The organism is Agathobacter sp. LCP21S3_B2 (assembly GCF_052118705.1).
In the GTDB taxonomy this organism is placed as follows: domain Bacteria; phylum Bacillota; class Clostridia; order Lachnospirales; family Lachnospiraceae; genus Roseburia.
Genome location: NZ_JBQKGQ010000017.1, coordinates 1 through 19,990, shown reverse-complemented (window position 1 = coordinate 19,990; position 19,990 = coordinate 1). Strand labels below are relative to the sequence as shown.

Annotated in this window: 21 protein-coding genes and 1 other annotated feature; of the genes, 17 read left to right on the top strand and 4 right to left on the bottom strand. The window is 43.7% G+C overall.

The annotated features are described in order from the left end of the window. The first annotated feature begins 5 nt into the window (after positions 1-5). The 8 genes from atpE to ACTQ1L_RS11865 all read left to right on the top strand — a co-directional run bounded on the left by atpE (position 6) and on the right by ACTQ1L_RS11865 (position 6,997). Complete coding sequence (atpE, locus tag ACTQ1L_RS11900) at positions 6-260, top strand: ATP synthase F0 subunit C (RefSeq protein WP_012741045.1); 255 nt, start codon at positions 6-8, stop codon at positions 258-260. 65 nt (positions 261-325) lie between these two features. After that, positions 326-856: a F0F1 ATP synthase subunit B gene (gene atpF / locus ACTQ1L_RS11895; protein ID WP_022293665.1), complete on the top strand. Its 531-nt coding sequence runs from the start codon at positions 326-328 to the stop codon at positions 854-856. Next, entirely contained in the window at positions 844-1,410 is a 567-nt protein-coding gene (atpH, locus tag ACTQ1L_RS11890) for an ATP synthase F1 subunit delta (RefSeq protein WP_012741047.1), read from the top strand. The genes atpF and atpH overlap by 13 nt, the downstream gene beginning before the upstream one ends. Continuing rightward, positions 1,407-2,912: a F0F1 ATP synthase subunit alpha gene (gene atpA / locus ACTQ1L_RS11885; protein WP_321112014.1), complete on the top strand. Its 1,506-nt coding sequence runs from the start codon at positions 1,407-1,409 to the stop codon at positions 2,910-2,912. Before atpH ends, atpA begins: the two co-directional genes overlap by 4 nt. 33 nt (positions 2,913-2,945) lie before the next feature. Continuing rightward, positions 2,946-3,806 (top strand): ATP synthase F1 subunit gamma, encoded by an 861-nt coding sequence (gene atpG, locus ACTQ1L_RS11880; RefSeq protein WP_441367353.1) that lies wholly within the window; start codon positions 2,946-2,948, stop codon positions 3,804-3,806. Positions 3,807-3,905: 99 nt separating this feature from the next. Beyond that, complete coding sequence (gene atpD, locus ACTQ1L_RS11875) at positions 3,906-5,297, top strand: F0F1 ATP synthase subunit beta (RefSeq protein ID WP_441367351.1); 1,392 nt, start codon at positions 3,906-3,908, stop codon at positions 5,295-5,297. Between the two features lie 14 nt (positions 5,298-5,311). Further along, positions 5,312-5,719 (top strand): ATP synthase F1 subunit epsilon, encoded by a 408-nt coding sequence (gene atpC, locus ACTQ1L_RS11870; RefSeq protein WP_012741051.1) that lies wholly within the window; start codon positions 5,312-5,314, stop codon positions 5,717-5,719. Between the two features lie 156 nt (positions 5,720-5,875). Continuing rightward, complete coding sequence (locus tag ACTQ1L_RS11865; protein ID WP_441367349.1) at positions 5,876-6,997, top strand: hypothetical protein; 1,122 nt, start codon at positions 5,876-5,878, stop codon at positions 6,995-6,997. A gap of 13 nt (positions 6,998-7,010) precedes the next feature. On the opposite strand, the gene asnB is transcribed toward ACTQ1L_RS11865, so the two are convergent. Continuing rightward, positions 7,011-8,858 (bottom strand): asparagine synthase (glutamine-hydrolyzing), encoded by a 1,848-nt coding sequence (asnB, locus tag ACTQ1L_RS11860; protein ID WP_441367347.1) that lies wholly within the window; start codon positions 8,856-8,858, stop codon positions 7,011-7,013. 162 nt (positions 8,859-9,020) lie between these two features. On the opposite strand from asnB, the gene ACTQ1L_RS11855 reads away from it, so the two are divergent. The 3 genes from ACTQ1L_RS11855 (at position 9,021) to ACTQ1L_RS11845 (ending at position 13,221) form a co-directional block, all read left to right on the top strand. Continuing rightward, positions 9,021-9,875, top strand: coding sequence for a DUF5684 domain-containing protein (locus ACTQ1L_RS11855; protein WP_441367345.1), 855 nt, complete (start codon positions 9,021-9,023; stop codon positions 9,873-9,875). Between the two features lie 126 nt (positions 9,876-10,001). Continuing rightward, positions 10,002-10,241, top strand: a binding site (T-box leader). 63 nt (positions 10,242-10,304) lie between these two features. Then, complete coding sequence (locus tag ACTQ1L_RS11850) at positions 10,305-11,351, top strand: bile acid:sodium symporter family protein (RefSeq protein ID WP_441367408.1); 1,047 nt, start codon at positions 10,305-10,307, stop codon at positions 11,349-11,351. A 157-nt stretch (positions 11,352-11,508) separates the two neighbouring features. Further along, positions 11,509-13,221, top strand: a complete 1,713-nt coding sequence (locus ACTQ1L_RS11845) for a carbon starvation CstA family protein (protein WP_441367343.1) — start codon at positions 11,509-11,511, stop codon at positions 13,219-13,221. Between the two features lie 27 nt (positions 13,222-13,248). Here ACTQ1L_RS11845 and ACTQ1L_RS11840 read toward each other — a convergent pair whose 3' ends face one another. Then, positions 13,249-14,145 carry a DegV family protein gene (locus tag ACTQ1L_RS11840; protein ID WP_441367342.1) on the bottom strand — a complete coding sequence of 299 codons (897 nt, stop codon included), beginning with the start codon at positions 14,143-14,145 and terminating at the stop codon, positions 13,249-13,251. 279 nt (positions 14,146-14,424) lie between these two features. Here ACTQ1L_RS11840 and ACTQ1L_RS11835 point away from each other — a divergent pair, with 279 nt between their 5' ends. The 4 genes from ACTQ1L_RS11835 (at position 14,425) to ACTQ1L_RS11820 (ending at position 17,687) form a co-directional block, all read left to right on the top strand. Further along, positions 14,425-15,291, top strand: a complete 867-nt coding sequence (locus tag ACTQ1L_RS11835) for a deoxyribonuclease IV (RefSeq protein ID WP_055060845.1) — start codon at positions 14,425-14,427, stop codon at positions 15,289-15,291. A gap of 66 nt (positions 15,292-15,357) precedes the next feature. Then, positions 15,358-16,917, top strand: a complete 1,560-nt coding sequence (cls, locus tag ACTQ1L_RS11830) for a cardiolipin synthase (RefSeq protein ID WP_441367339.1) — start codon at positions 15,358-15,360, stop codon at positions 16,915-16,917. Between the two features lie 35 nt (positions 16,918-16,952). Further along, the gene (locus ACTQ1L_RS11825; RefSeq protein ID WP_118141173.1) at positions 16,953-17,276 is read left to right on the top strand and encodes an acylphosphatase; all 324 of its coding nucleotides are present in this window, start codon (positions 16,953-16,955) and stop codon (positions 17,274-17,276) included. Between the two features lie 15 nt (positions 17,277-17,291). Continuing rightward, the gene (locus ACTQ1L_RS11820; protein ID WP_117689928.1) at positions 17,292-17,687 is read left to right on the top strand and encodes a zinc ribbon domain-containing protein; all 396 of its coding nucleotides are present in this window, start codon (positions 17,292-17,294) and stop codon (positions 17,685-17,687) included. Positions 17,688-17,800: 113 nt separating this feature from the next. Here ACTQ1L_RS11820 and ACTQ1L_RS11815 read toward each other — a convergent pair whose 3' ends face one another. Further along, entirely contained in the window at positions 17,801-18,220 is a 420-nt protein-coding gene (locus tag ACTQ1L_RS11815) for a PIN domain-containing protein (RefSeq protein ID WP_441367338.1), read from the bottom strand. Next, a complete protein-coding gene (locus ACTQ1L_RS11810; RefSeq protein WP_441367336.1) occupies positions 18,221-18,436 on the bottom strand; it encodes a type II toxin-antitoxin system Phd/YefM family antitoxin in 216 nt (71 codons plus the stop codon). A gap of 383 nt (positions 18,437-18,819) precedes the next feature. Here ACTQ1L_RS11810 and ACTQ1L_RS11805 point away from each other — a divergent pair, with 383 nt between their 5' ends. Next, complete coding sequence (locus ACTQ1L_RS11805; protein ID WP_441367334.1) at positions 18,820-19,203, top strand: hypothetical protein; 384 nt, start codon at positions 18,820-18,822, stop codon at positions 19,201-19,203. 503 nt (positions 19,204-19,706) lie between these two features. Continuing rightward, entirely contained in the window at positions 19,707-19,859 is a 153-nt protein-coding gene (locus ACTQ1L_RS11800) for a hypothetical protein (RefSeq protein WP_306763942.1), read from the top strand. Positions 19,860-19,990 lie beyond the last annotated feature (131 nt).

The following is a 19,990-nucleotide window of genomic DNA, read 5'->3' as shown; positions in this document are numbered from 1 at the left end:
CAATTATGGATATCAATGGACAGGATTTAATCAGAGCATGCTCAGCAATCGGTGCAGGTTTGGCAGTTATCGCCGGAATCGGACCTGGTGTTGGACAGGGTATCGCAGCAGGACATGGTGCAGCAGCCGTAGGACGTAACCCGGGAGCAAGAGGACAGATTATGTCAACCATGCTTTTAGGACAGGCGGTTGCAGAGACAACAGGTCTTTATGGTCTCGTTGTTGCATTACTTTTACTTTTCGTTCATCCGCTCGGATAGTATATTATGGTTTGCCGCAGAGGATTACCGTGCGGCGATACAGCCAACGGAAAGGAGAGTAAAAGTTGTTAGCACAGGGATATACATTTTTGTTTAATCTGGATGCGCAGTTGCTCTTTGATACAGTACTTTTGGCAGTTGCAGTATTTTTCCTTTTCATGCTGATGTCGTATCTGCTTTTCAACCCTGCAAGGAAGCTGTTAAAGGACAGGCAGGACAGGATAGAAAGCGATATAAACACAGCTATTGCTGACAAGGAAAGTGCCGCAGCACTAAAGGCAGAGTACGAGGGAAAGCTTAAGGACATCGATAAAGAGGCCGAGGCTATTCTCACAGAGGCGAGACAGAAGGCGCTTAAAAACCAGAACAAGATTGTGGATGATGCAAAGGAAGAGGCTTCACGCATCATAAAGAGAGCCAGAGAAGAGGCAGAGCTTGAGAAGAAGCATGCCATGGATGATATGAAGCAGGAGATGATACAGATAGCATCGCTTATGGCACAAAAGGCTGTCGCAGCCTCAATCACCACAGACATTCAGGATACACTCGTTGAAGAGACACTTAAGGAAATGGGAGAATCAACATGGCTAAGCTAGTATCTAAGGTATACGGTGATGCATTGTTTGAGGCTGCCCTTGAGGACAACAGGCTATCCAGCCTGTCTGACGAGGTAACAGCAGTAAAGGAAATCATTGCTGCAAATGATGACCTCTCAAAGCTGATGGATCATCCGCAGATTGATAAAGAAGAAAAGGTCAGAATCATCGAAGAAATATTTGGGGGAAGAGTTTCAGCGGAGCTGGTAGGGCTTATGAGGATGATTATAGAAAAGAATCACTACAAAGAGCTTACCTTAGTTTTCGACTACTTTCTTGACAGAGTCAAGGAGTACCAAAATATCGGAACAGCATACGTCACATCTGCATTTGAGCTGTCAAAGGAGCAGAAGCTTGCTGTGGAGAAACGACTTCTTGACACGACAAAATACGTAAAATTTGAGATGCATTTTGAGGTGGATACCGCGCTCATAGGCGGTATGAAAATCAGAATCGGGGACAGAGTGGTGGATTCATCTGTCAGCAGCAGATTAGAAAGACTCACCCGCGATTTGACAAAAATACAATTGAAAGTAGGTGAATGCGCTCCATGAATCTAAAGCCGGAAGAAATCAGCTCAGTAATAAAGGAGCAGATTAAAAGATACGCTTCCCAGCTCGAAGTCGCTGATGTAGGAACAGTCATTCAGGTGTCAGACGGAATCGCACGTATTCATGGTCTTGAGAATGCGATGCAGGGAGAGCTTTTGGAATTTCCAGGGGAAGTATATGGAATGGTATTAAACCTCGAGGAGGACAATGTCGGTGCTGTTTTACTTGGACAGCAGCGCAATATCAACGAGGGAGATACAGTTAAGACCACAGGACGAGTGGTAGAGGTGCCGGTAGGCGATGCGATGCTCGGCCGAGTAGTAAATGCGCTCGGACAGCCAATCGACGGAAAGGGACCTATCCAGTCGGACAAATATCGTCAGATAGAGAGAGTAGCATCGGGAGTTATCTCGAGAAAGTCAGTAGATACACCGCTTCAGACCGGTATAAAGGCTATTGACTCAATGGTTCCTATCGGACGAGGACAAAGAGAGCTTATTATCGGAGACAGACAGACCGGAAAGACGGCTATCGCGATAGATACCATAATCAACCAGAAGGGACAGGGTGTGAAATGTATCTATGTAGCTATCGGTCAGAAGGCTTCTACGGTTGCATCCATAGTAAATGAGCTCGAGGAGTTCGGAGCCATGAGCTACACGACAGTAGTGGCTGCGACAGCATCAGAGCTTGCACCGTTACAGTATATCGCACCATACTCAGGCTGCGCTATAGGTGAGGAATGGATGGAAAACGGACAGGATGTGCTCATAGTTTACGATGATCTGAGTAAGCATGCAGCAGCATACCGTACACTTTCACTCCTTTTAAAGAGAGCACCCGGACGAGAGGCTTATCCGGGAGATGTTTTCTATCTCCATTCAAGGCTTCTGGAGAGAGCAGCGAGACTGTCAGACAAGCTGGGTGGAGGCTCACTCACAGCCCTTCCTATCATTGAGACACAGGCGGGTGATGTATCGGCATATATCCCGACCAATGTTATCTCAATCACAGACGGTCAGATATATCTCGAGACAGAGATGTTCAACGCGGGCTTCAGACCTGCCATAAATGCAGGACTTTCAGTTTCACGAGTTGGAGGCTCGGCACAGATAAAGGCAATGAAAAAGATTGCAGCACCTATCCGAGTAGAGCTGGCTCAGTACAGAGAGCTTGCAGCGTTCTCACAGTTTGGCTCAGAGCTTGATGCAAGCACAGCAGAGCAGCTCGCACAGGGAGCACGAATCAGGGAGATTTTAAAGCAGCCGCAGTACAAGCCGATGCCTGTAGAGAAGCAGGTTATCATAATATACGCTGCGACAAAGAAGTATCTTATCGATATCAAAATCGAGGATATTTTAAGATTTGAGGCAGAGCTGTTTGATTTCATTGATACCAGATATCCTGAGATTCCTGAAGCAATCAGGGAGAAAAAGGTGATGGACGATGATACGGAGCAGGCACTTATAAAGGCAATCGAGGAATGCAAAAAGCAGTTCCGTTAGACGGTTGGATATTAGTAGAAGGCAGGTGGTAAAATGGCTTCGATGCGAGACATAAAGCGCAGAAAAAGCAGTATTACAAGTACTCAGCAGATCACAAAGGCCATGAAGCTCGTTTCTACCGTCAAGCTGCAAAAGGCGAGAGCACATGCGGAGGCAACAGATCCGTATTTCAACTATATGTACAGGACAGTCAGCTCGATGCTTGCAAAGAGCGGCAATCTGGAGCACCCATACTTAAAGGCCGGTGATTCGCCAAGGAAGGCGGTAGTTGTTTTGACATCAAACCGCGGACTGGCAGGCGGATACAACAGCAATATAGTAAAGCTCATCACACACGGAGACTTCAAAAAAGAAGAACTCGACATATACGCTGTGGGAGCAAAGGGTGATGAGCTGCTTACGTCAAAGGGCTATCATATAGTTGAGAGTGTACCGGAGATGATGGAGGACCCGACCTATGAGGATGCTGCGGCACTTTGCAAAAGAGTGTTAAAGGCATTTACAGACGGTCAGGTAGGGGAGATTTACCTCGCATATACCCATTTCAAAAACACAGTTACACAGGAGGCGAAGCTCATAAAGCTATTGCCGGTGGAGCTGGATGAGAGCGGGGCAGATGAGAAAGAGGACTCCAATATTCTCATGAATTTTGAACCGAATCCACAGGAGGCTTTGGAGCTTATTATACCAAAATATGTGACAAGCCTGTTTTACGGAGCACTGGTGGAGTCATTTGCCAGTGAAAACGGAGCCAGAATGCAGGCGATGGATTCTGCTACGAGCAATGCAGAGGATATGATCAGTGATCTGACATTGAAATATAACAGAGCGCGTCAGGGCTCAATCACGCAGGAGCTTACTGAGATAATTGCAGGAGCTAATGCGATAGAGTGATACATGCATATCCGGTCATGGGAAGGCAGGTATGTATGTCTGTGAATGGCCAAAAAGGCGAGTGTATCATATGAATTAAAAAAGAAGGAGAAACTATAAATGGCAGATAAAAATGTAGGTAAAATCATACAGGTTATCAGTGCCGTTCTGGATATCAAGTTTTCAGAGGGTAATCTGCCTGAGATAAACGATGCAGTCGAGGTGCCGCTGAAAAACGGCGGAAAGCTGGTCGTCGAGGTTGCACAGCATCTGGGCGACGATACAGTCAGATGTATCGCCATGGGACCTACTGATGGTCTCGTCCGCGGCATGGACGCTATCTCAACAGGAGCACCTATTTCTGTGCCGGTGGGGGAGAATACACTTGGAAGAATGTTCAATGTGCTCGGAGAGCCTATCGACGAGGTTGAGCCTCCACAGACAGAGGAGAAATGGGCAATCCACAGACCTGCGCCTAGCTTTGAGGAGCAGGCTACATCGCAGGAGATGCTTGAGACAGGAATAAAGGTTGTAGATTTGCTCTGCCCATACCAGAAGGGTGGAAAAATCGGACTCTTCGGAGGTGCCGGAGTAGGAAAGACGGTGCTCATCCAGGAGCTTATCCACAACATCGCTACACAGCATGGTGGATACTCAGTATTTACCGGTGTAGGAGAGCGTACACGAGAGGGAAATGACCTGTACTACGAGATGAAGGAGTCAGGTGTTATCGACAAGACCACCATGGTGTTCGGACAGATGAACGAGCCGCCTGGAGCACGTATGAGAGTTGCCCTGGCAGGACTTACAATGGCAGAGTATTTCCGTGACAGAGGCGGCAAGGATGTGCTTCTCTTTGTGGACAATATCTTCCGTTTCACCCAGGCAGGTTCAGAGGTATCAGCGCTTTTAGGACGTATGCCTTCAGCCGTTGGTTACCAGCCGACACTGCAGACAGAGATGGGAGCTCTTCAGGAGCGTATCACATCAACAAAGAACGGTTCAATCACATCTGTTCAGGCCGTATATGTGCCTGCAGATGACCTTACAGACCCGGCACCGGCGACTACCTTCGCACATCTCGATGCCACGACAGTACTTGAGCGTTCTATCGCAGAGCTTGGTATTTATCCGGCTGTAGACCCGCTGGCATCCACATCGCGTATCCTTGATCCGCGTATCGTGGGACAGGAGCATTTTGAGGTGGCACACGCTGTCCAGGAGATACTCCAGAAGTACAAGGAGCTGCAGGATATCATCGCAATCCTCGGTATGGATGAGCTCTCAGAGGAGGATAAGCTTGTAGTAAGCCGCGCACGTAAGGTGCAGCGTTTCCTGTCACAGCCGTTCTTCGTGGCAGGACAGTTTACAGGACTCGAGGGCAAATATGTGCCTATCGCCGAGACCATCAGAGGCTTTAAGGAGATACTCGAAGGAAAGCATGATGATGTACCGGAGAGCTATTTCTTAAACGTTGGAAGCATAGATGAAGTCCGTGCCAAGATGCAGTAATGTGAGGTGATTTCATGGCAGATAACATTTTTGACATAGAAATAATCACACCGGACAGGGTGTTCTACAAGGGAGAGACAGACTTCCTCGAGTTCAATACCCAAAACGGAGAGATTGGTGTATACAAAAACCATATACCGCTCACGACAGTGCTTGCACCGGGAATCGTGACTATCCATAATGGCGATGAGGAGAAAATAGCCGCAATCCATTCAGGCTTTGCGGAAATACTTGGAGACAAGGTCACATTTCTCGCAGAGCTTGCAGAGTGGCCTGATGAGATAGACATAGACCGCGCACAGGCCGCAAAGGAGCGGGCAGAGCAGCGCCTTTCAAATCACACAGCAGAGATTGATGTGAAGAGAGCAGAGTTTGCACTCAGGAAGGCACTTATCAGAATAGATGTGGCACATCATATGTAATTATAAAATCCCGGAATCTGCAGGTAAGCGGATTTCCGGGATTTTTGCAGTTTGTAAAAATTGCGGATATCATGCGCATATTCTATGGAAAATTCCGCTGAAATATGCTTTAATAGAAGATATATAGCAGTAAATAACAATTGCAAGAGGAAGAAAATGTCTAGAAGAAAGAGGCAGAAAACCGGAATGATAAATAAAGAAAAGGAAAATAACAGCATGACGCAGGAGACTCAAACACCGCAGCAGACAGTAGATGCGCAGCAGATGGTTATACCGCAGGAGAGCGAGCGCATCCAGCGGGCTGAGTGGGTTCACGAGCAGGTGAAGCTTCAGCGTGAGGCAGAGGATGAGGCCTGGGAGAAGATCATGGAGGAGCAGAAGCTGCTTACAGAGCGCAGACGCTCCATAGATGCCGATATAAACAGCAACAGGGAGCTGAAGCGATACCATGAGGACTGCATGGAGGATATCACAGACCAGGTATATTCACTGCATGGCATATCGGTAGACAAGCTGGAGGGAATAAAAGAGTACAAGAATGCCCTGTTCCGCGGAGAAGCATTCATAGTGTTTTGCATATCTGTAATAATGGCTGCGATTGTGGCATATGCCTATGGACCGACTTCGCAGCTGTGCCTGTATGTACTCATGTGTGTAGGTGCGGAGGGAGCGTTATTGTCCCAAAAGCGAAAGAATATACTGTTTTTCATCCCGCTTATCCTGATAGCGGAGGAGATGGCAGGCTACAAGCTGTATTCGCAGTATCTGGAGTATGTCACGATGGCTGGAGAGGCACTGGCGCTGCTTCTTATGATGATAGGCACTGTTGGATACTTTGCGCACAATCCATACCGCAAGGACAGAAAAAATATAAAGGCTGCAAAATCAGATCTTAAGGAACTACATAAGGTTGCCAAAAAGAGCGTAAAGAAAAATAAAAAGAGCCGCATAAAGACCGAAGCAAAAGAAGCAAAGCTTGCGGCAAAGCAGGCAAAGAGAGAAGTAAAGGCTGCCATAAAGGAGCAGAAGAGGCAGAATAAGCTCGCAAAGAAGCAGGCCAAGTACGAGCTTAAGGAGAAAAAGCGACAGCAGAAGAGTGAGCGTGTTGAGCTTAAGCATGAGCTGAAGAAGACTCAGCTCATGGATAAGGTGAGAAGATTTACACCGAAGGAGCAGGAGAGTGAAAGCACCTCTTCGGCAGAGAGCATAGATAACAACATTACAGAAAACAATATCATAGAGAATAACATCATTGATATAGAGCGCAAGGTCAATTAATCATGGATGAGCATTAGGCAGACAGCTGATACTTCTCCATCCAGTAATTAATCTGGATGAAATATGCGATAAGCTGCGGACCTGCCATGAGCTGGCCAAACCACGGACTGCCGTATTCTGCCGGTGCCTTTAAAAATTCGCGCGTTTTGTCAGTGTCAATGAGAGTGCGCACAGGGGCGTTAGGGGAGTCTAATATCTCCTCCATTCCCTTTATAAGAAGAGCTTCATAGCCGGGATGATAAGTCTTTGGATATGGGCTCTTTTTTCTGTGCAAAAGCTCAGGTGGCAGGACATCTGAAAAAGCATCGCGAAGCAGAGTCTTTTCCACACCGTTTTGATATTTCATATGCCAAGGCACATTAAAGACATACTCAATGATACGATGGTCGGCAAAAGGTACGCGGGCCTCAAGCTCGGAGTACATGCTGGTGCGATCCATGCGGTCAAGAAGCGTCTGCATGAACCATTTGATATTGAGATATCCGATTATGCGGCGGCTTTCGTCCTCACCGGCCTCGCCGTAAAGGAGAGGTGCTTTTGACCTGGACTCCTCATATCGAAAAGCTTGATAACCGGATAAATCAAGCTCCAAACCCACATCATCGCGCAAAAGAGTAAGGCGTGGAGCGACATCCGATGACCATGGGAAGCCATATCTTTCCAGCAGCTCTTTGCGGTAAAACCACGGATATCCGCCAAAGATTTCATCAGCACACTCACCGGTAAGAGCTACCTTGTTTTTTCGGCTGACGAGGCTGCAGAAATATAAAAGTGACGAGTCCACATCGGTCATGCCGGGCATATCCTTTGCATCGACTGCGGCAAAGAGCGCCTTGAAGAGAGAGTTCTCATCACACTCGAGATAGGAGTGGGCTGTCTCATACTCTTCAAGCATACGATTGATATAGGGCAGATCCCTCTCCGGCTGGAAGGCGTTTGCCTTAAAATACCTGTCATTGTCCTTAAAGTCGAAGGAAAAAGTGTTGAGCGTTTTACCGCGTGTGTTCATATAGTTTGCGGCGATGGCGGTCACGATGCTTGAATCGATGCCGCCTGACAGAAAAGTACATACCGGCACATCGGAAACCATCTGCCTTTTTATAGCATCCTCCACCAGAAAACGTGTGTGAGCAACGGTATCCCGATAGCTCTCGGTGTGTTCCCGACTTGTAAGCTCCCAGTAGGTTTCATCATGCAGCCCATCCCGGGAGTAAATCATGAAATGTCCCGGCAAAACCTCAAACAAATCCTTAAACAGGGAAAGCCCGCTCGTGTGCGCAGGCCCGATAGCAAGAAGCTCCTGCAAGCCCTGCTTATCAAGCTCAGGCTTTACTGCAGGGTGAGCAAAGCAGGCCTTTGGCTCGGAGCCAAACACCAGAGAATCCCCTCGGATGGCATAAAAAAGCGGTTTGACACCTACGCGGTCGCGGTATAATAGCAGCCGGCTTTTAGCCGCATCCCATATGGCAAATGCAAAAATACCGTTTAAGCGATTGACAAAATCGGCGCCCCAATGGATGTAGGCGTATAGAATAACCTCTGTGTCTGAGGTTGTGGAGCATACAAAGCCGTTTTCGGACAGCTCGGGAATCAGCTCATCAGTGTTGTAAATTTCTCCGTTATAGCAGATAGTGTAATCATAGCCATTGTGGGTACGCGTCATGGGCTGGTCGCCGCACAGGATATCACGGATGGCCAGACGGCTGTGCGACAGACCAATATGCTTTTTAAGGTAGCGTCCTCTGGCATCGTTGCCGCGGTGGGCGAGCACAGCACGCATCTTCTCAAGACGAAAGTTCCAGTAATCGGTGTTCTTTTCAAAGTCTTCTTTAAAATTACAGAATCCGGCAATACCACACATAAAATTTCATATCTCCGTAAAATCAGATTTTATTTATGTTATGCTTAAAAAGAGCAAGGTGTGAGAAAAAGGAATTTTGGCAATAATTATATTGCTCTTTGATTAAAGGTAATGTATACTTTTCATAACATATAGATATAGGTTATGAAAAGGAGAATGCAAATGAGTTTTTATTATTCGCTTTTTAGCGATACGGATGGAGTCAGGGAAGTAATAAATCTGGCCGTATTTGTACTTACGATTGTGGCATCGTGGATTTTGTATAATAAAGCAGGGGAGCCGGGATGGGCAGCGATTATACCATTTTACAGCTCATATATACGATTCAAGGTAGCAGGAAAGAAAAAGCTGTTTTGGGGATATCTTGCCGCCTTCATTGTTACGATAGCTTCATTTATTCTGTTATGCTATGAGCTGGTTGTTTCGGGCATTTTTATGTTTGCGCGTGCTTATTCCAGATCATATTATGATTCAATGTATGGTTATAGCAGCAGTCTTAGTACTCATATGGCAATGATGATATTCTCGGTGGTTATATTTTTTTCCGCACTTATAGTTATGGTGGTTTTAAATATAATGTGTTGTATTGGTTTGTCACATGCGTTTGGCAAGGGAGCAGGATTTGCCTGCGGACTTATATTCCTCAATGTGATTTTTATCTGTATTATTGCCTTCAACAAAAACATTGTTTATGTGGGAGATGGATACAATAGTAATAATAACTACTATAATCCATACGGTTCAAACGGATACGGTCAGCAGTATGGTCAGAACATGTACGGAAACGGAGCAAATCAGCAGTACGGCCAGAACATGTACGGAGCATCGGGAACAAACGGAGCCGGAAATCAGCAGTACGGCCAGAATATGTATGGTACACCGGGAACAAACGGAGCCGGAAACCCGCAGTATGGTCAGAATGATTATGATGAAACGCAGATTCTGAGTGGTAGAAATCGTTCAGCTTCATCAGGACAGTCATGGAATGATGAGTATAACAACAAAGATTACGAATAAATAATAAGAATAAAGCGCATGAATAAAAACTATAAATAAATATTATAGTACAAATTTGTATCATTCTCTTGACATATAGTGTCAGAGGACTATAATACAAAGCAAGATTTAAATAAATATGTTCACCAAAATTCGTTGATGAGAACAAGGTCCGATTTGTATTTATTTTCAGAGAGCCTGTGGGCGGTGCGAACAGGCAATGATCAGATTGGAATATCCTCTCTAAGAAGCAGGCTGAAAGCATTAAGTGTGTCTGTAAACCTCGCCGGTGTCCACCGTTATATGGAAAGCATATGCTGGTATGCAGAGTGTCACAGTAATACACTGTGGAATCAGGGTGGTAACGCGGATTATTTCGTCCCTTTTCAGATTATGTCAATCTGGAAAGGGATTTTTTAATTCCATAAAAGAGTTTTAGTGAGCAGAAAAATGTTAAGGAGGCTTACAATGAAAGCATTACAAAAAGTAAGTAAATTTTTATCAGACTACACATCGATAGTTGTCATAGCAATCGCCGTAGTCACATTTCTGGTTCCGAATCTGATGGCCTGGGTAAATCAGATGCTGTTTGTGGATCCGGTATCCAACAAGTTCACATGTCAGTCAATCATTATCGGAATCATCATGTTTAGTATGGGACTTACACTTACGACACAGGATTTCAAGATACTTGCACAGAGACCATTTGATATATGTGTAGGTGCAATCGCACAGTATCTTATCATGCCGTTTCTCGCATTTGGTATCTCAAAGGCATTGAATCTGCCTGACGGAATCGCACTTGGACTTATCCTCGTAGGCTGCTGTCCTGGTGGTGTTTCTTCAAACATTATGTCATACCTCTGCGGTGGTGATGTGGCATTCTCAGTTGGAATGACAACAGTTTCCACATTGCTCTCACCATTTATGACACCGCTTCTGGTATCATTGCTTGCAAGCGGAACACATGTCTCAATCAAGGCGCTTCCGATGTTTGTGTCAATCATTGAGACTGTAATCTTTCCTGTAGCGGTTGGATTTTTACTCAACTACCTGCTTGGAAAGAAAAAGGCATTTGCCGAGGCTCAGAAGGTCATGCCGGGTATTGCGGTGCTTGGTCTGGCATTCGTTGTAGGTGGTGTTGTATCATCACAGGGCTCAAAGTTCTTTACATCAGGAGTAGTGATTTTTGCGGCAGTTCTGTTACATAACGGACTTGGATATCTGCTCGGATACGGTGCAGGAAAGCTGGTAGGCATGGACACAGCCAAGAAGAGAACCATCTCTATCGAGGTTGGTATGCAGAATGCAGGTCTTGCCACAAACCTTGCCACCACTACAGCACAGTTTGCTTCAACACCTGAATCAGCCATCATCTGTGCAGTGTCATGTACATGGCATTCAATCTCAGGCACACTGCTTGCCGGAGCCTTTGCATTAAAGGACAAAATGGCTGCTAAAAAGGCAGAAGAAGCCGCTGAGACAAAGACAGCATAAAGAGAATGAATACCTATTATAACCGATTGGTAAATTAAACAAAAATCATAGAAATTAAAAATAAATTATGTATAAAATATTTATTGAAATTTGTTAAAAAAAGAGTAAACATAATATACAAATAAAATTAAGATAAACAAAAGAAAGAGGTAATAATATGAGTGGAATCTTAATGATGGTAATAGCCATTGTTGTGCTCGGTGGAGCATACTTATTATATGGCCGTTATCTGCAAAACAAATGGGGCATTGATCCAAATGCCAAGACTCCTGCCTACGAGATGGAGGACGGAGTGGACTATGTACCGGCCGATACCAATGTAGTATTCGGACATCAGTTTGCATCTATCGCAGGTGCAGGTCCAATCAACGGACCAATTCAGGCAGCTATTTTCGGATGGCTTCCGGTTCTGCTTTGGATATTAATTGGTGGTGTATTCTTTGGAGCTGTTCAGGATTTTGCATCTATGTACGCTTCAGTTAAGAACAAGGGTCGTACAATCGGTTACATCATCGAGGAGTATATCGGTAAATTAGGAAAGAAATTATTCCTGTTATTCTGCTGGCTGTTCTGTATACTTGTTGTTGCAGCCTTCGCAGATGTCGTAGCCGGAACCTTCAATGGCTTTGCTGCTGATAAAGCAGGCGAGGTTACAAAGGTTGTAGCCAACGGAGCAGTTGCAACTACATCAATGCTTTTCATCATAGAAGCAGTTGCCCTTGGTTTCTTCCTTAAATACTCTAAGTTCAACAAATGGATTAACACACTTGTTGCAATCGCATTACTTATAGTAGCTATAGCACTGGGACTCAATTTCCCAATGTATTTAAACCTTAGCGTATGGCACATAATTATATTTGCATATATACTTATAGCCAGTGTTACACCTGTATGGGCACTGCTTCAGCCACGTGATTACCTTAACAGCTACCTGTTAATCTTCATGATCGTAGGTGCGGTAATCGGTGTATTTGTTGCAAATCCTGCTTGTAACCTTGAGGCTTTCACAGCATTTGCAATCCCTGATGCAAACGGAAACCCACAGTATCTGTTCCCAATCTTATTCGTAACAATCGCCTGTGGTGCAGTTTCAGGTTTCCATTCACTTGTATCATCAGGTACTGCTTCTAAGCAGATTAAGAATGAGAAGAACATGCTTCCTGTTTCATTCGGTGCCATGCTTATGGAGAGTATGCTTGCAATCCTGGCACTTATTGCAGTAGCATCATTCGGTAAGGGAGAGGCAGCAGCTCAGGGACTTACAACACAGCCACAGATTTTCGCAGGAGCTATCGCAAACTTCCTGTCAGTAATCGGTTTACCACACTCACTTGTGTTCACACTGATTAACCTTGCTGTATCAGCCTTCGCTCTGACATCACTTGATTCAGTAGCCAGAGTCGGACGTCTGTCATTCCAGGAGTTTTGGCTTGATTCAGACACAGATGATGACAATATGAGTCCATTTGTCAAGCTGATGACAAACAAATACTTTGCAACAATCATCACACTGATACTTGCATTCATGCTTACAAAGGTAGGCTATGCAGAGATATGGCCACTGTTTGGTTCAGCTAACCAGCTCTTATCAGTACTTGCACTTGTTGCCTGTGCAGTATTCTTAAAGAAGACAAAGCGTCAGGGCTGCATGCTCTGGATTCCAATGGTATTCATGATGGCAGTTACATTTACTGCACTTGGCATGACAATCTACAAGCTTACAAAGGCGTTATTCTCTGTAGGACTTGACCTTGGAAATTCATTACAGCTTATATTCGCAGTATTACTGCTCATCCTTGGTGTGCTTGTCGCAATTCAGGGTGTGAAGAAGCTCTGTGAGAAATCAGAAAGCAAGAAAGCTGCAGCTTAAGAAGTAAAATATAATGGGAGCCTGATATCAGGCTCCCAATTCTCTGTCCTTTCCCATGAAAAATACTGCTAAAGCTTCCGGACCAACATGGCTTCCGGTGCAGAAATCATAGGTGGTATTTATCACATCGCGCACCTTTATGCGCTTTTTAATCTGTTCAATCACATAGAGCGAATCTTCATATGCGTCAGCATGTGCCACTCCGATAATCTGATTTTCAGGGTCTGTAATGTTGTCGCATAACAGATTGACAAGCTCATTTAATACAGCTTTTCGGCCGCGACATTTTCTGAACTGTACAATATATCCGTCCTTGCTGCCCCTTAGGATAGGCTTGATACTTAGCATGTTGCCAACCAAAGCGGTGGTTCCGCTTAATCTGCCGGTTCTTGCAATATACTTTAAATTGCCCACGGTAAACACACCGTTTAATCTGGCAGGATAGGTCTCTATCGTGTCAGCCACCTCATCAAAGTTCATGCCCTTCTCACGCATTTCACTGGCGTATATTGCGAGAAGTCCCTGTCCGAGGGAAGCATTTAATGAATCCACCAGGCGTATTTTTCTGCCGTTACTGCAATCATCAAGGACAGCATCGGCTGCGACACGGGCTGAGTTGTAGTTGCCGCTTATGTTTTTACTGAGGGAAAAATACAGGATATCCTTGTCTGCCTCAATGATTTCCCTGAAGGTATCCTCAAAGATTCCGCTGCTGATAAGTCCGGTCTTTATCTCGGCACCTTCTCTTATAGCGTCATAGTATTCCTTACCCTTTGCCCGCTCCTGTTCCGGTGTGAGGTCAGGCTCAAAGCAGGTCATTTCCTTTCCGTTGACAAGGTTTACAAATGATAGCACCTTGATTTTATATTTTTTACATAGCTCTGCAGGAATGTTTGCCGCAGAGTCAACAATTATTTCAAACATATTTACCCTCGTATTTCTATAATAATGATATGATGGTCAAAAGGTATTTTGCCCTTTTAATCATAATAATTGGTTAACTGTAGTTATGCATCACATACATTGCAATTATATTCCATTAATATATGTGGTTGCAAAGAATAGTATATGTAGTTTTTAATACTATGTCAATGGATTTTGCTATGTTTAGTAAAAATTTAGAATATTTAGATAGAGTTATCAGGGATGTAGTGTTATAGTAGAAATAATAGATATATAGATTCAATGAAACAGAGGAAAAATATGAGTGATATAAAATTAGGCTGTCACGTAGGCATGGCAGGAAAAGATATGTTTCTGGCATCAGCCAGGGAAGCAGCGTCATATGGCGCGAATGTGTTTATGCTCTACACCGGGGCACCACAGAACACGAGAAGAAAGGAAATCTTTGAGCTCAACATAGACGCAGGCTGGGAATATGCACATGAGCATGGGATAAATGAGATAGTGGTCCACGCGCCATACATCATAAATCTGGCAAACACCGTAAAGCCTGAGACATACGAGCTGGCAGTGGAGTTTCTGGAAAAGGAGATAGTAAGGACCGCGGCAATGAAGAGCCGCATACTGGTGCTTCATCCGGGAAGTCATGTAAATGCCGGTGAGCAGGCTGGAATCGCACAGATTGTAAAGGGACTTAACACAGTGCTCAATCAGAATGATGACGATGTGTTTATCGCACTTGAGACGATGGCAGGAAAGGGCAGTGAAATAGGCCGTTCCTTTGAGGAGCTTAAGGCAATCTATGATGGAGTGGACAGGAAAGAAAGGCTGCGTGTCTGCTTTGATACGTGCCATGTAAATGATGCAGGATACGACATTGTGAACCATTATGATGAGGTTTTTGCAGAGTTTGACAGGGTGATAGGGCTTGAGCAGATAGCGGTATTTCATGTGAATGACAGCTTAAATCCTCTCGGAGCACACAAGGACAGGCATGCAAATATAGGCAAGGGAACCATCGGCTATGATACACTGCACCGCCTGGTGCATGATGAGACCTTTGCAAATGTACCAAAGATTCTGGAAACACCATGGCTTTGTGAGGAGGGCTCTGCGAAGAAGACTATTCCTCCTTATAAAGAGGAAATTGAATGGCTTCTTAAATAAGAAAGTGGCTAAAAATGTATGGAGAGGTTTTGCATTACAGACAGTAAGATAATGGAGGCATAATCGATGAAGGAAAAAACCTACGAGGGAACTAAAAAAACACAGAATGGTTTAAAGAGAATGTTTTTTTCAGCGCTTGCGATATTATTGCAGGCAGTTTTCATGGTCTATATGCTTACAAGGCTAAATGAATATGCGGCAGCGATAAATACGACCACAAGCGTCCTGGCAATCATACTTGTGCTCGGACTGTACAATCGTGAGCAGACCGCATCCATGACTACACCATGGATTATACTGATACTGGCATTTCCGATAATGGGAGTGTCACTTTACCTGTTAGTCGGACTAAACGGCGCACCGCATAAGATGCGTGCACGGTTTGAAGAGGTGGATTCCATGCTTCTTCCATGTCTGCCTGAAAACGCAGACATACTATCCGATATGTATGAAAAGGTGCCACAAGCAGCGGGAATTTCAACATACCTGGCAAAAAATGCACTATATCCGGTATATCAGAACACGGATGTGACATATTATGATCAGGCGTCAAAGGGACTCGAAGCACAGCTTAGCGATTTATCAAAGGCCAGGAAATTTATTTTCATGGAGTATCACGCCATAGAGGACAAGGAATCGTGGCACCGTATCCAAAAGGTGCTCACGGAGCGCGTGCAGGCAGGAGTCGAGGTCAGGGTGTTTTATGATGATATGGGCTCAATCTTTTTCATAGACAGGGATTTCTCGGAAAAGATGGAGAAGCTTGGCATCAAATGCAGGGTGTTCAACCCGGTTGCACCTGTCTTTAACATGTTTTTAAACAATCGTGACCATAGAAAAATCACGATAATTGATGGAAAAATCGCATATACCGGCGGCTATAATCTGGCAAATGAGTACTTCAACGTGACACACCCATACGGAATCTGGAAGGATACGGGAATCAGGCTCGAGGGAGATGCTGTCAAGTCGTTTACCATCGCATTTCTCGAGATGTGGAATGCATCAGAGCGCAAGGTGCCACGCGAGGTGGATGTATCGCAATATCTGCTGCACTATGATTATGAGGCAAAACAGAGTGGATTTATCCAGCCATATGCAGACAGTCCTCTCGATAACGAGCAGGTGGGGGAGGATGTCTATATCAGTATGGCAAACAAGGCACAGCGTTATTGCTGGTTTATCACGCCTTACCTTATCATTACCGATGAGATGAGCCATGCGCTGACACTTGCCGCCAAGCGTGGAGTTGACGTGCGCATCATCACGCCGGGCATACCTGATAAGAAACCAATATACAGCGTGACACGCTCATTCTACAACCAGCTTGTGAAGCATGGTGTGAGGATTTTTGAGTGGACACCGGGCTTTTGCCATGCAAAGATGAGTGTGGCAGACGATATAATGGCAACCTGCGGTACCATAAATCTTGACTACAGAAGCCTTTATCATCACTTTGAAAATGGCTGTTTTATGGCGGATTGTGAAGTGGTGCATGAAATCAGGGATGATTTTATCAGGCTTTTCACAGAGTCAGCGGAGGTGACGGAGAAGTACAGGACCGGAAGAAGTGCAAGACGAAGGCTGGGGCAGTCAATTATGCGGCTGTTTGCAGGGCTATTGTAGACTGAAAATAATTTGTGTCATGGAAGTGAGTGCATATGAGTGATTACGACAGCAAAATCATCAGAAAGCAGATAAGAGTGTACGGCTCGGTGCAGGGAGTAGGTTTCCGCTACAGAACAGAACACGCGGCAGAAAGCGTTGGTGCAACAGGCTGGGTGAGAAATGACCCTGACGGCTCGGTATTTATGGAAATACAGGGCACAGAGGAGCAGATAGACAGGGTATTTGCAATGGTGGGTCAGGGTACTTATGTAAATATAGAGAAAATGGATGCCAAATCAATACCGGTGGTTGAGGATGAGCGAGGATTTCATACGAGAGAATCGCTTGGAGACTTCTGGGGACTATGGCACAGATAAACGGAGGCATCATATATGTTTTTTATGATGGGAATAACGGACGGCAGGAAGGACTTTGACTTCAATCAGGTCATTACCTGCGATGAATGTGGCAGGTATGGCAGGTATCAGGTGTATATGACATACATGGTGCTGTCACTGTTCTTCATTCCGTGTTTTAAATGGAACAGGCACTACTATGTGCAGACCACATGCTGTAATGCGCTTTACGAGCTTGATCCGGAAATAGGACGCAGGATAGCAAGAGGCGAGGACGTGGAGATATTGCCACAGCATTTGCAGCGTGTAAACCCGCAGTATGGTTATGGCTTTGAAAATGGAAGTGGAAACACAATAAAAAGATGCAGCAATTGTGGATATACAACTACAGAGGACTTTGAATTCTGCCCAAAATGCGGCAGGAGGCTGTAATGTGTTTCACGTTCTAATGATAATATGCTTTTACGAATCGACTGCAATAAGGCAGAGGATGGAGCATAGAAAGAGTTTAACAAAATCGGTATTTGACGATTTGGTGGTAAAAATTATTCCTCTTCAACAAGTTTCACAAAATCATCTGGCAGAATTATCTTTGTTCCACCTGCCTGATAATCTTTTATATTTCTTGTGACAATATAATCCATATCTTTTCTGGATGCCACCTTTTCAACAACTGCATCCTCATAGTCACTGATTGTAGATGCAAGTGCATCCATGCAGTCATCCGCTGTAACCTCTAATATTCCAGTCAATGAATAAAGCTTTCCCATTATCATCTTTGCTGCTTCTATGTTATGCAAATGTTTCCTTATAAGATAATAGATGTCTGTTGCTGAACTTGCAGTAATGTACATTTCGATTGTATGATTTGCTGCCATAAGAAATATTTCTTCTGCACTTTTATTCCATGGCTCTCTTGAAGTCAGGGCATCTATTATCACATTTGTATCTGCAAGAATCCTCATCTATTTTGCACCAATCCTTTCTTCTTTTGCTTCATTCAGGTCTGCATCCTTTGGTAAGATTCCAAACAGGGATTTTGCTACTTCTACTCTATCCTGATGTGGATTTGTCAGTTTTGCCACTATTTTTCCATTCTTTGTGATAAAAACATCTTCTTTTGCAGATAATAATAAATATTTTCCAAGATTATTTTTCAATTCAGTTGCTGTAATTGACATATCACCACTTCCTTTCTTCGTACTATTATTATACTCATTTTGTACGATTTTATCAATGTATTTAGCTGGAAAATATTACTCGGTGTACTAGTTGTATCCTCCACATTATTATCCGGGGGATATTTGATGAGCAGCTTTTTATGTGTTTCACCAAATTCAAAATGTGCATTGAACGCTCTTGCCATTGACAACCCTATGGAGTATGCCGGTTGGTCTTGGATAACGAGATGCCGGCTTGGGTGGATTAGGAAGATAGTTTAGATATATGGTAAATCAATCGTGAAAATTTTAGATGAATTAAGGATGAATATGTGGTAGAATAACCCATATGGTAGCCTTGTTCAAGAGACTATTAAATCGGGATTTGTGAAGGTAAAGAGTGTATGAAAAAGGAACTGCGTATTCTGGTTATTTTAATTGCTGTGTTATTGGTAGGAACAGTAGGTTACTATTTCATGCCAAAGAAATTCGGTAAGAATGTAAATCCTTCTGAGGTAGACCATATAAATGTGTTCGATGGAAATACAGGAACTGGTTTTACTATCACCGATTCAGAAGATATCGAATATATAGTGGCGAATATTCAAGGTATTTCAATGAAAAGAGATGGCATTTCACTTGGAAGAACAGGATACAGTTTTAAAATTAGTTATATAAACAGCAACGATAAAGATATCATACCTGTATTTATTCTCAATAGTGATAATACAATTTGTAAAGATCCATTTTCTATAGATGTGATGGTGGATTATGCTTTGATTACTTAAAAGCATGTGAAGAGAAATATAGAACTAATGTAACAGAATCTATAGAAGAAAAATAACTTATTGCTGATAAATGTTTTGATGGGGCGATGGTTTTTACATTGATAATAATGGTAATTATTTTATTGGTTTTGATACCTGTAGGAATTGTTGTAGATAAAAAGATTGAAGCTTATTTTGAAAATAAAAGAGAACCTTAAATTCCAATTTGCCAAAATGACAACAGACAGGAAATTTGATATTTTTGTAACAAAGGCATCCATATCTCTCTCATAATTCCCATAAATTTATGGAATTAAAATTTTGTGATACTTATAAAACAGTTCCGATTTTCTGTCAGATTTCGCCTATTAGTGAGACAATAATTATTTTTACACAAACCAGCTTATTCGTGGTAGAATAAAACCACAGATAAGCTGGTTGTTTGTTTTAAAAGGAGAATCTTATGAAAACCAAACAACCGGAACTAAACAAAATCACAGCACTCTACGAGAGATTATCCCGTGATGATGAGCAAAGCGGTGACACCAAGCATCGGCGGTTATGAAAAGAAGGACAAAAACGGTAATCCTACAGGAAAGTACACCAATGCACAGGACAATTACACCTGCTCCACTTACAGTAAAGCAAAGAACAAAGTGAATTGGAATTATCAGTAGATGCTTTAGAAAATGAAATTTAGGAGCTTCCTGTATAATTTAAATTGTAAAGGGAGTTGACCAAAGAAAATACCTCAAGTAAATTTAGATTATTACTGACCGGCAAAGTTGGTAAAATCTAAAGAATACAA

Bases quoted from the DNA above. Each gene is read 5' to 3' on its own strand.
- atpE (WP_012741045.1), top strand. From the start codon at position 6: ATGGATATCAATGGACAGGATTTAATCAGAGCATGCTCAGCAATCGGT.
- atpH (WP_012741047.1), top strand. From the start codon at position 844: ATGGCTAAGCTAGTATCTAAGGTATACGGTGATGCATTGTTTGAGGCT.
- atpA (WP_321112014.1), top strand. From the start codon at position 1,407: ATGAATCTAAAGCCGGAAGAAATCAGCTCAGTAATAAAGGAGCAGATT.
- atpG (WP_441367353.1), top strand. From the start codon at position 2,946: ATGGCTTCGATGCGAGACATAAAGCGCAGAAAAAGCAGTATTACAAGT.
- atpD (WP_441367351.1), top strand. From the start codon at position 3,906: ATGGCAGATAAAAATGTAGGTAAAATCATACAGGTTATCAGTGCCGTT.
- atpC (WP_012741051.1), top strand. From the start codon at position 5,312: ATGGCAGATAACATTTTTGACATAGAAATAATCACACCGGACAGGGTG.
- ACTQ1L_RS11865 (WP_441367349.1), top strand. From the start codon at position 5,876: ATGTCTAGAAGAAAGAGGCAGAAAACCGGAATGATAAATAAAGAAAAG.
- asnB (WP_441367347.1), bottom strand. From the start codon at position 8,858: ATGTGTGGTATTGCCGGATTCTGTAATTTTAAAGAAGACTTTGAAAAG.
- ACTQ1L_RS11855 (WP_441367345.1), top strand. From the start codon at position 9,021: ATGAGTTTTTATTATTCGCTTTTTAGCGATACGGATGGAGTCAGGGAA.
- ACTQ1L_RS11850 (WP_441367408.1), top strand. From the start codon at position 10,305: ATGTTAAGGAGGCTTACAATGAAAGCATTACAAAAAGTAAGTAAATTT.
- ACTQ1L_RS11845 (WP_441367343.1), top strand. From the start codon at position 11,509: ATGAGTGGAATCTTAATGATGGTAATAGCCATTGTTGTGCTCGGTGGA.
- ACTQ1L_RS11840 (WP_441367342.1), bottom strand. From the start codon at position 14,145: ATGTTTGAAATAATTGTTGACTCTGCGGCAAACATTCCTGCAGAGCTA.
- ACTQ1L_RS11835 (WP_055060845.1), top strand. From the start codon at position 14,425: ATGAGTGATATAAAATTAGGCTGTCACGTAGGCATGGCAGGAAAAGAT.
- cls (WP_441367339.1), top strand. From the start codon at position 15,358: ATGAAGGAAAAAACCTACGAGGGAACTAAAAAAACACAGAATGGTTTA.
- ACTQ1L_RS11825 (WP_118141173.1), top strand. From the start codon at position 16,953: ATGAGTGATTACGACAGCAAAATCATCAGAAAGCAGATAAGAGTGTAC.
- ACTQ1L_RS11820 (WP_117689928.1), top strand. From the start codon at position 17,292: ATGTTTTTTATGATGGGAATAACGGACGGCAGGAAGGACTTTGACTTC.
- ACTQ1L_RS11815 (WP_441367338.1), bottom strand. From the start codon at position 18,220: ATGAGGATTCTTGCAGATACAAATGTGATAATAGATGCCCTGACTTCA.
- ACTQ1L_RS11810 (WP_441367336.1), bottom strand. From the start codon at position 18,436: ATGTCAATTACAGCAACTGAATTGAAAAATAATCTTGGAAAATATTTA.
- ACTQ1L_RS11805 (WP_441367334.1), top strand. From the start codon at position 18,820: ATGAAAAAGGAACTGCGTATTCTGGTTATTTTAATTGCTGTGTTATTG.
- ACTQ1L_RS11800 (WP_306763942.1), top strand. From the start codon at position 19,707: ATGATGAGCAAAGCGGTGACACCAAGCATCGGCGGTTATGAAAAGAAG.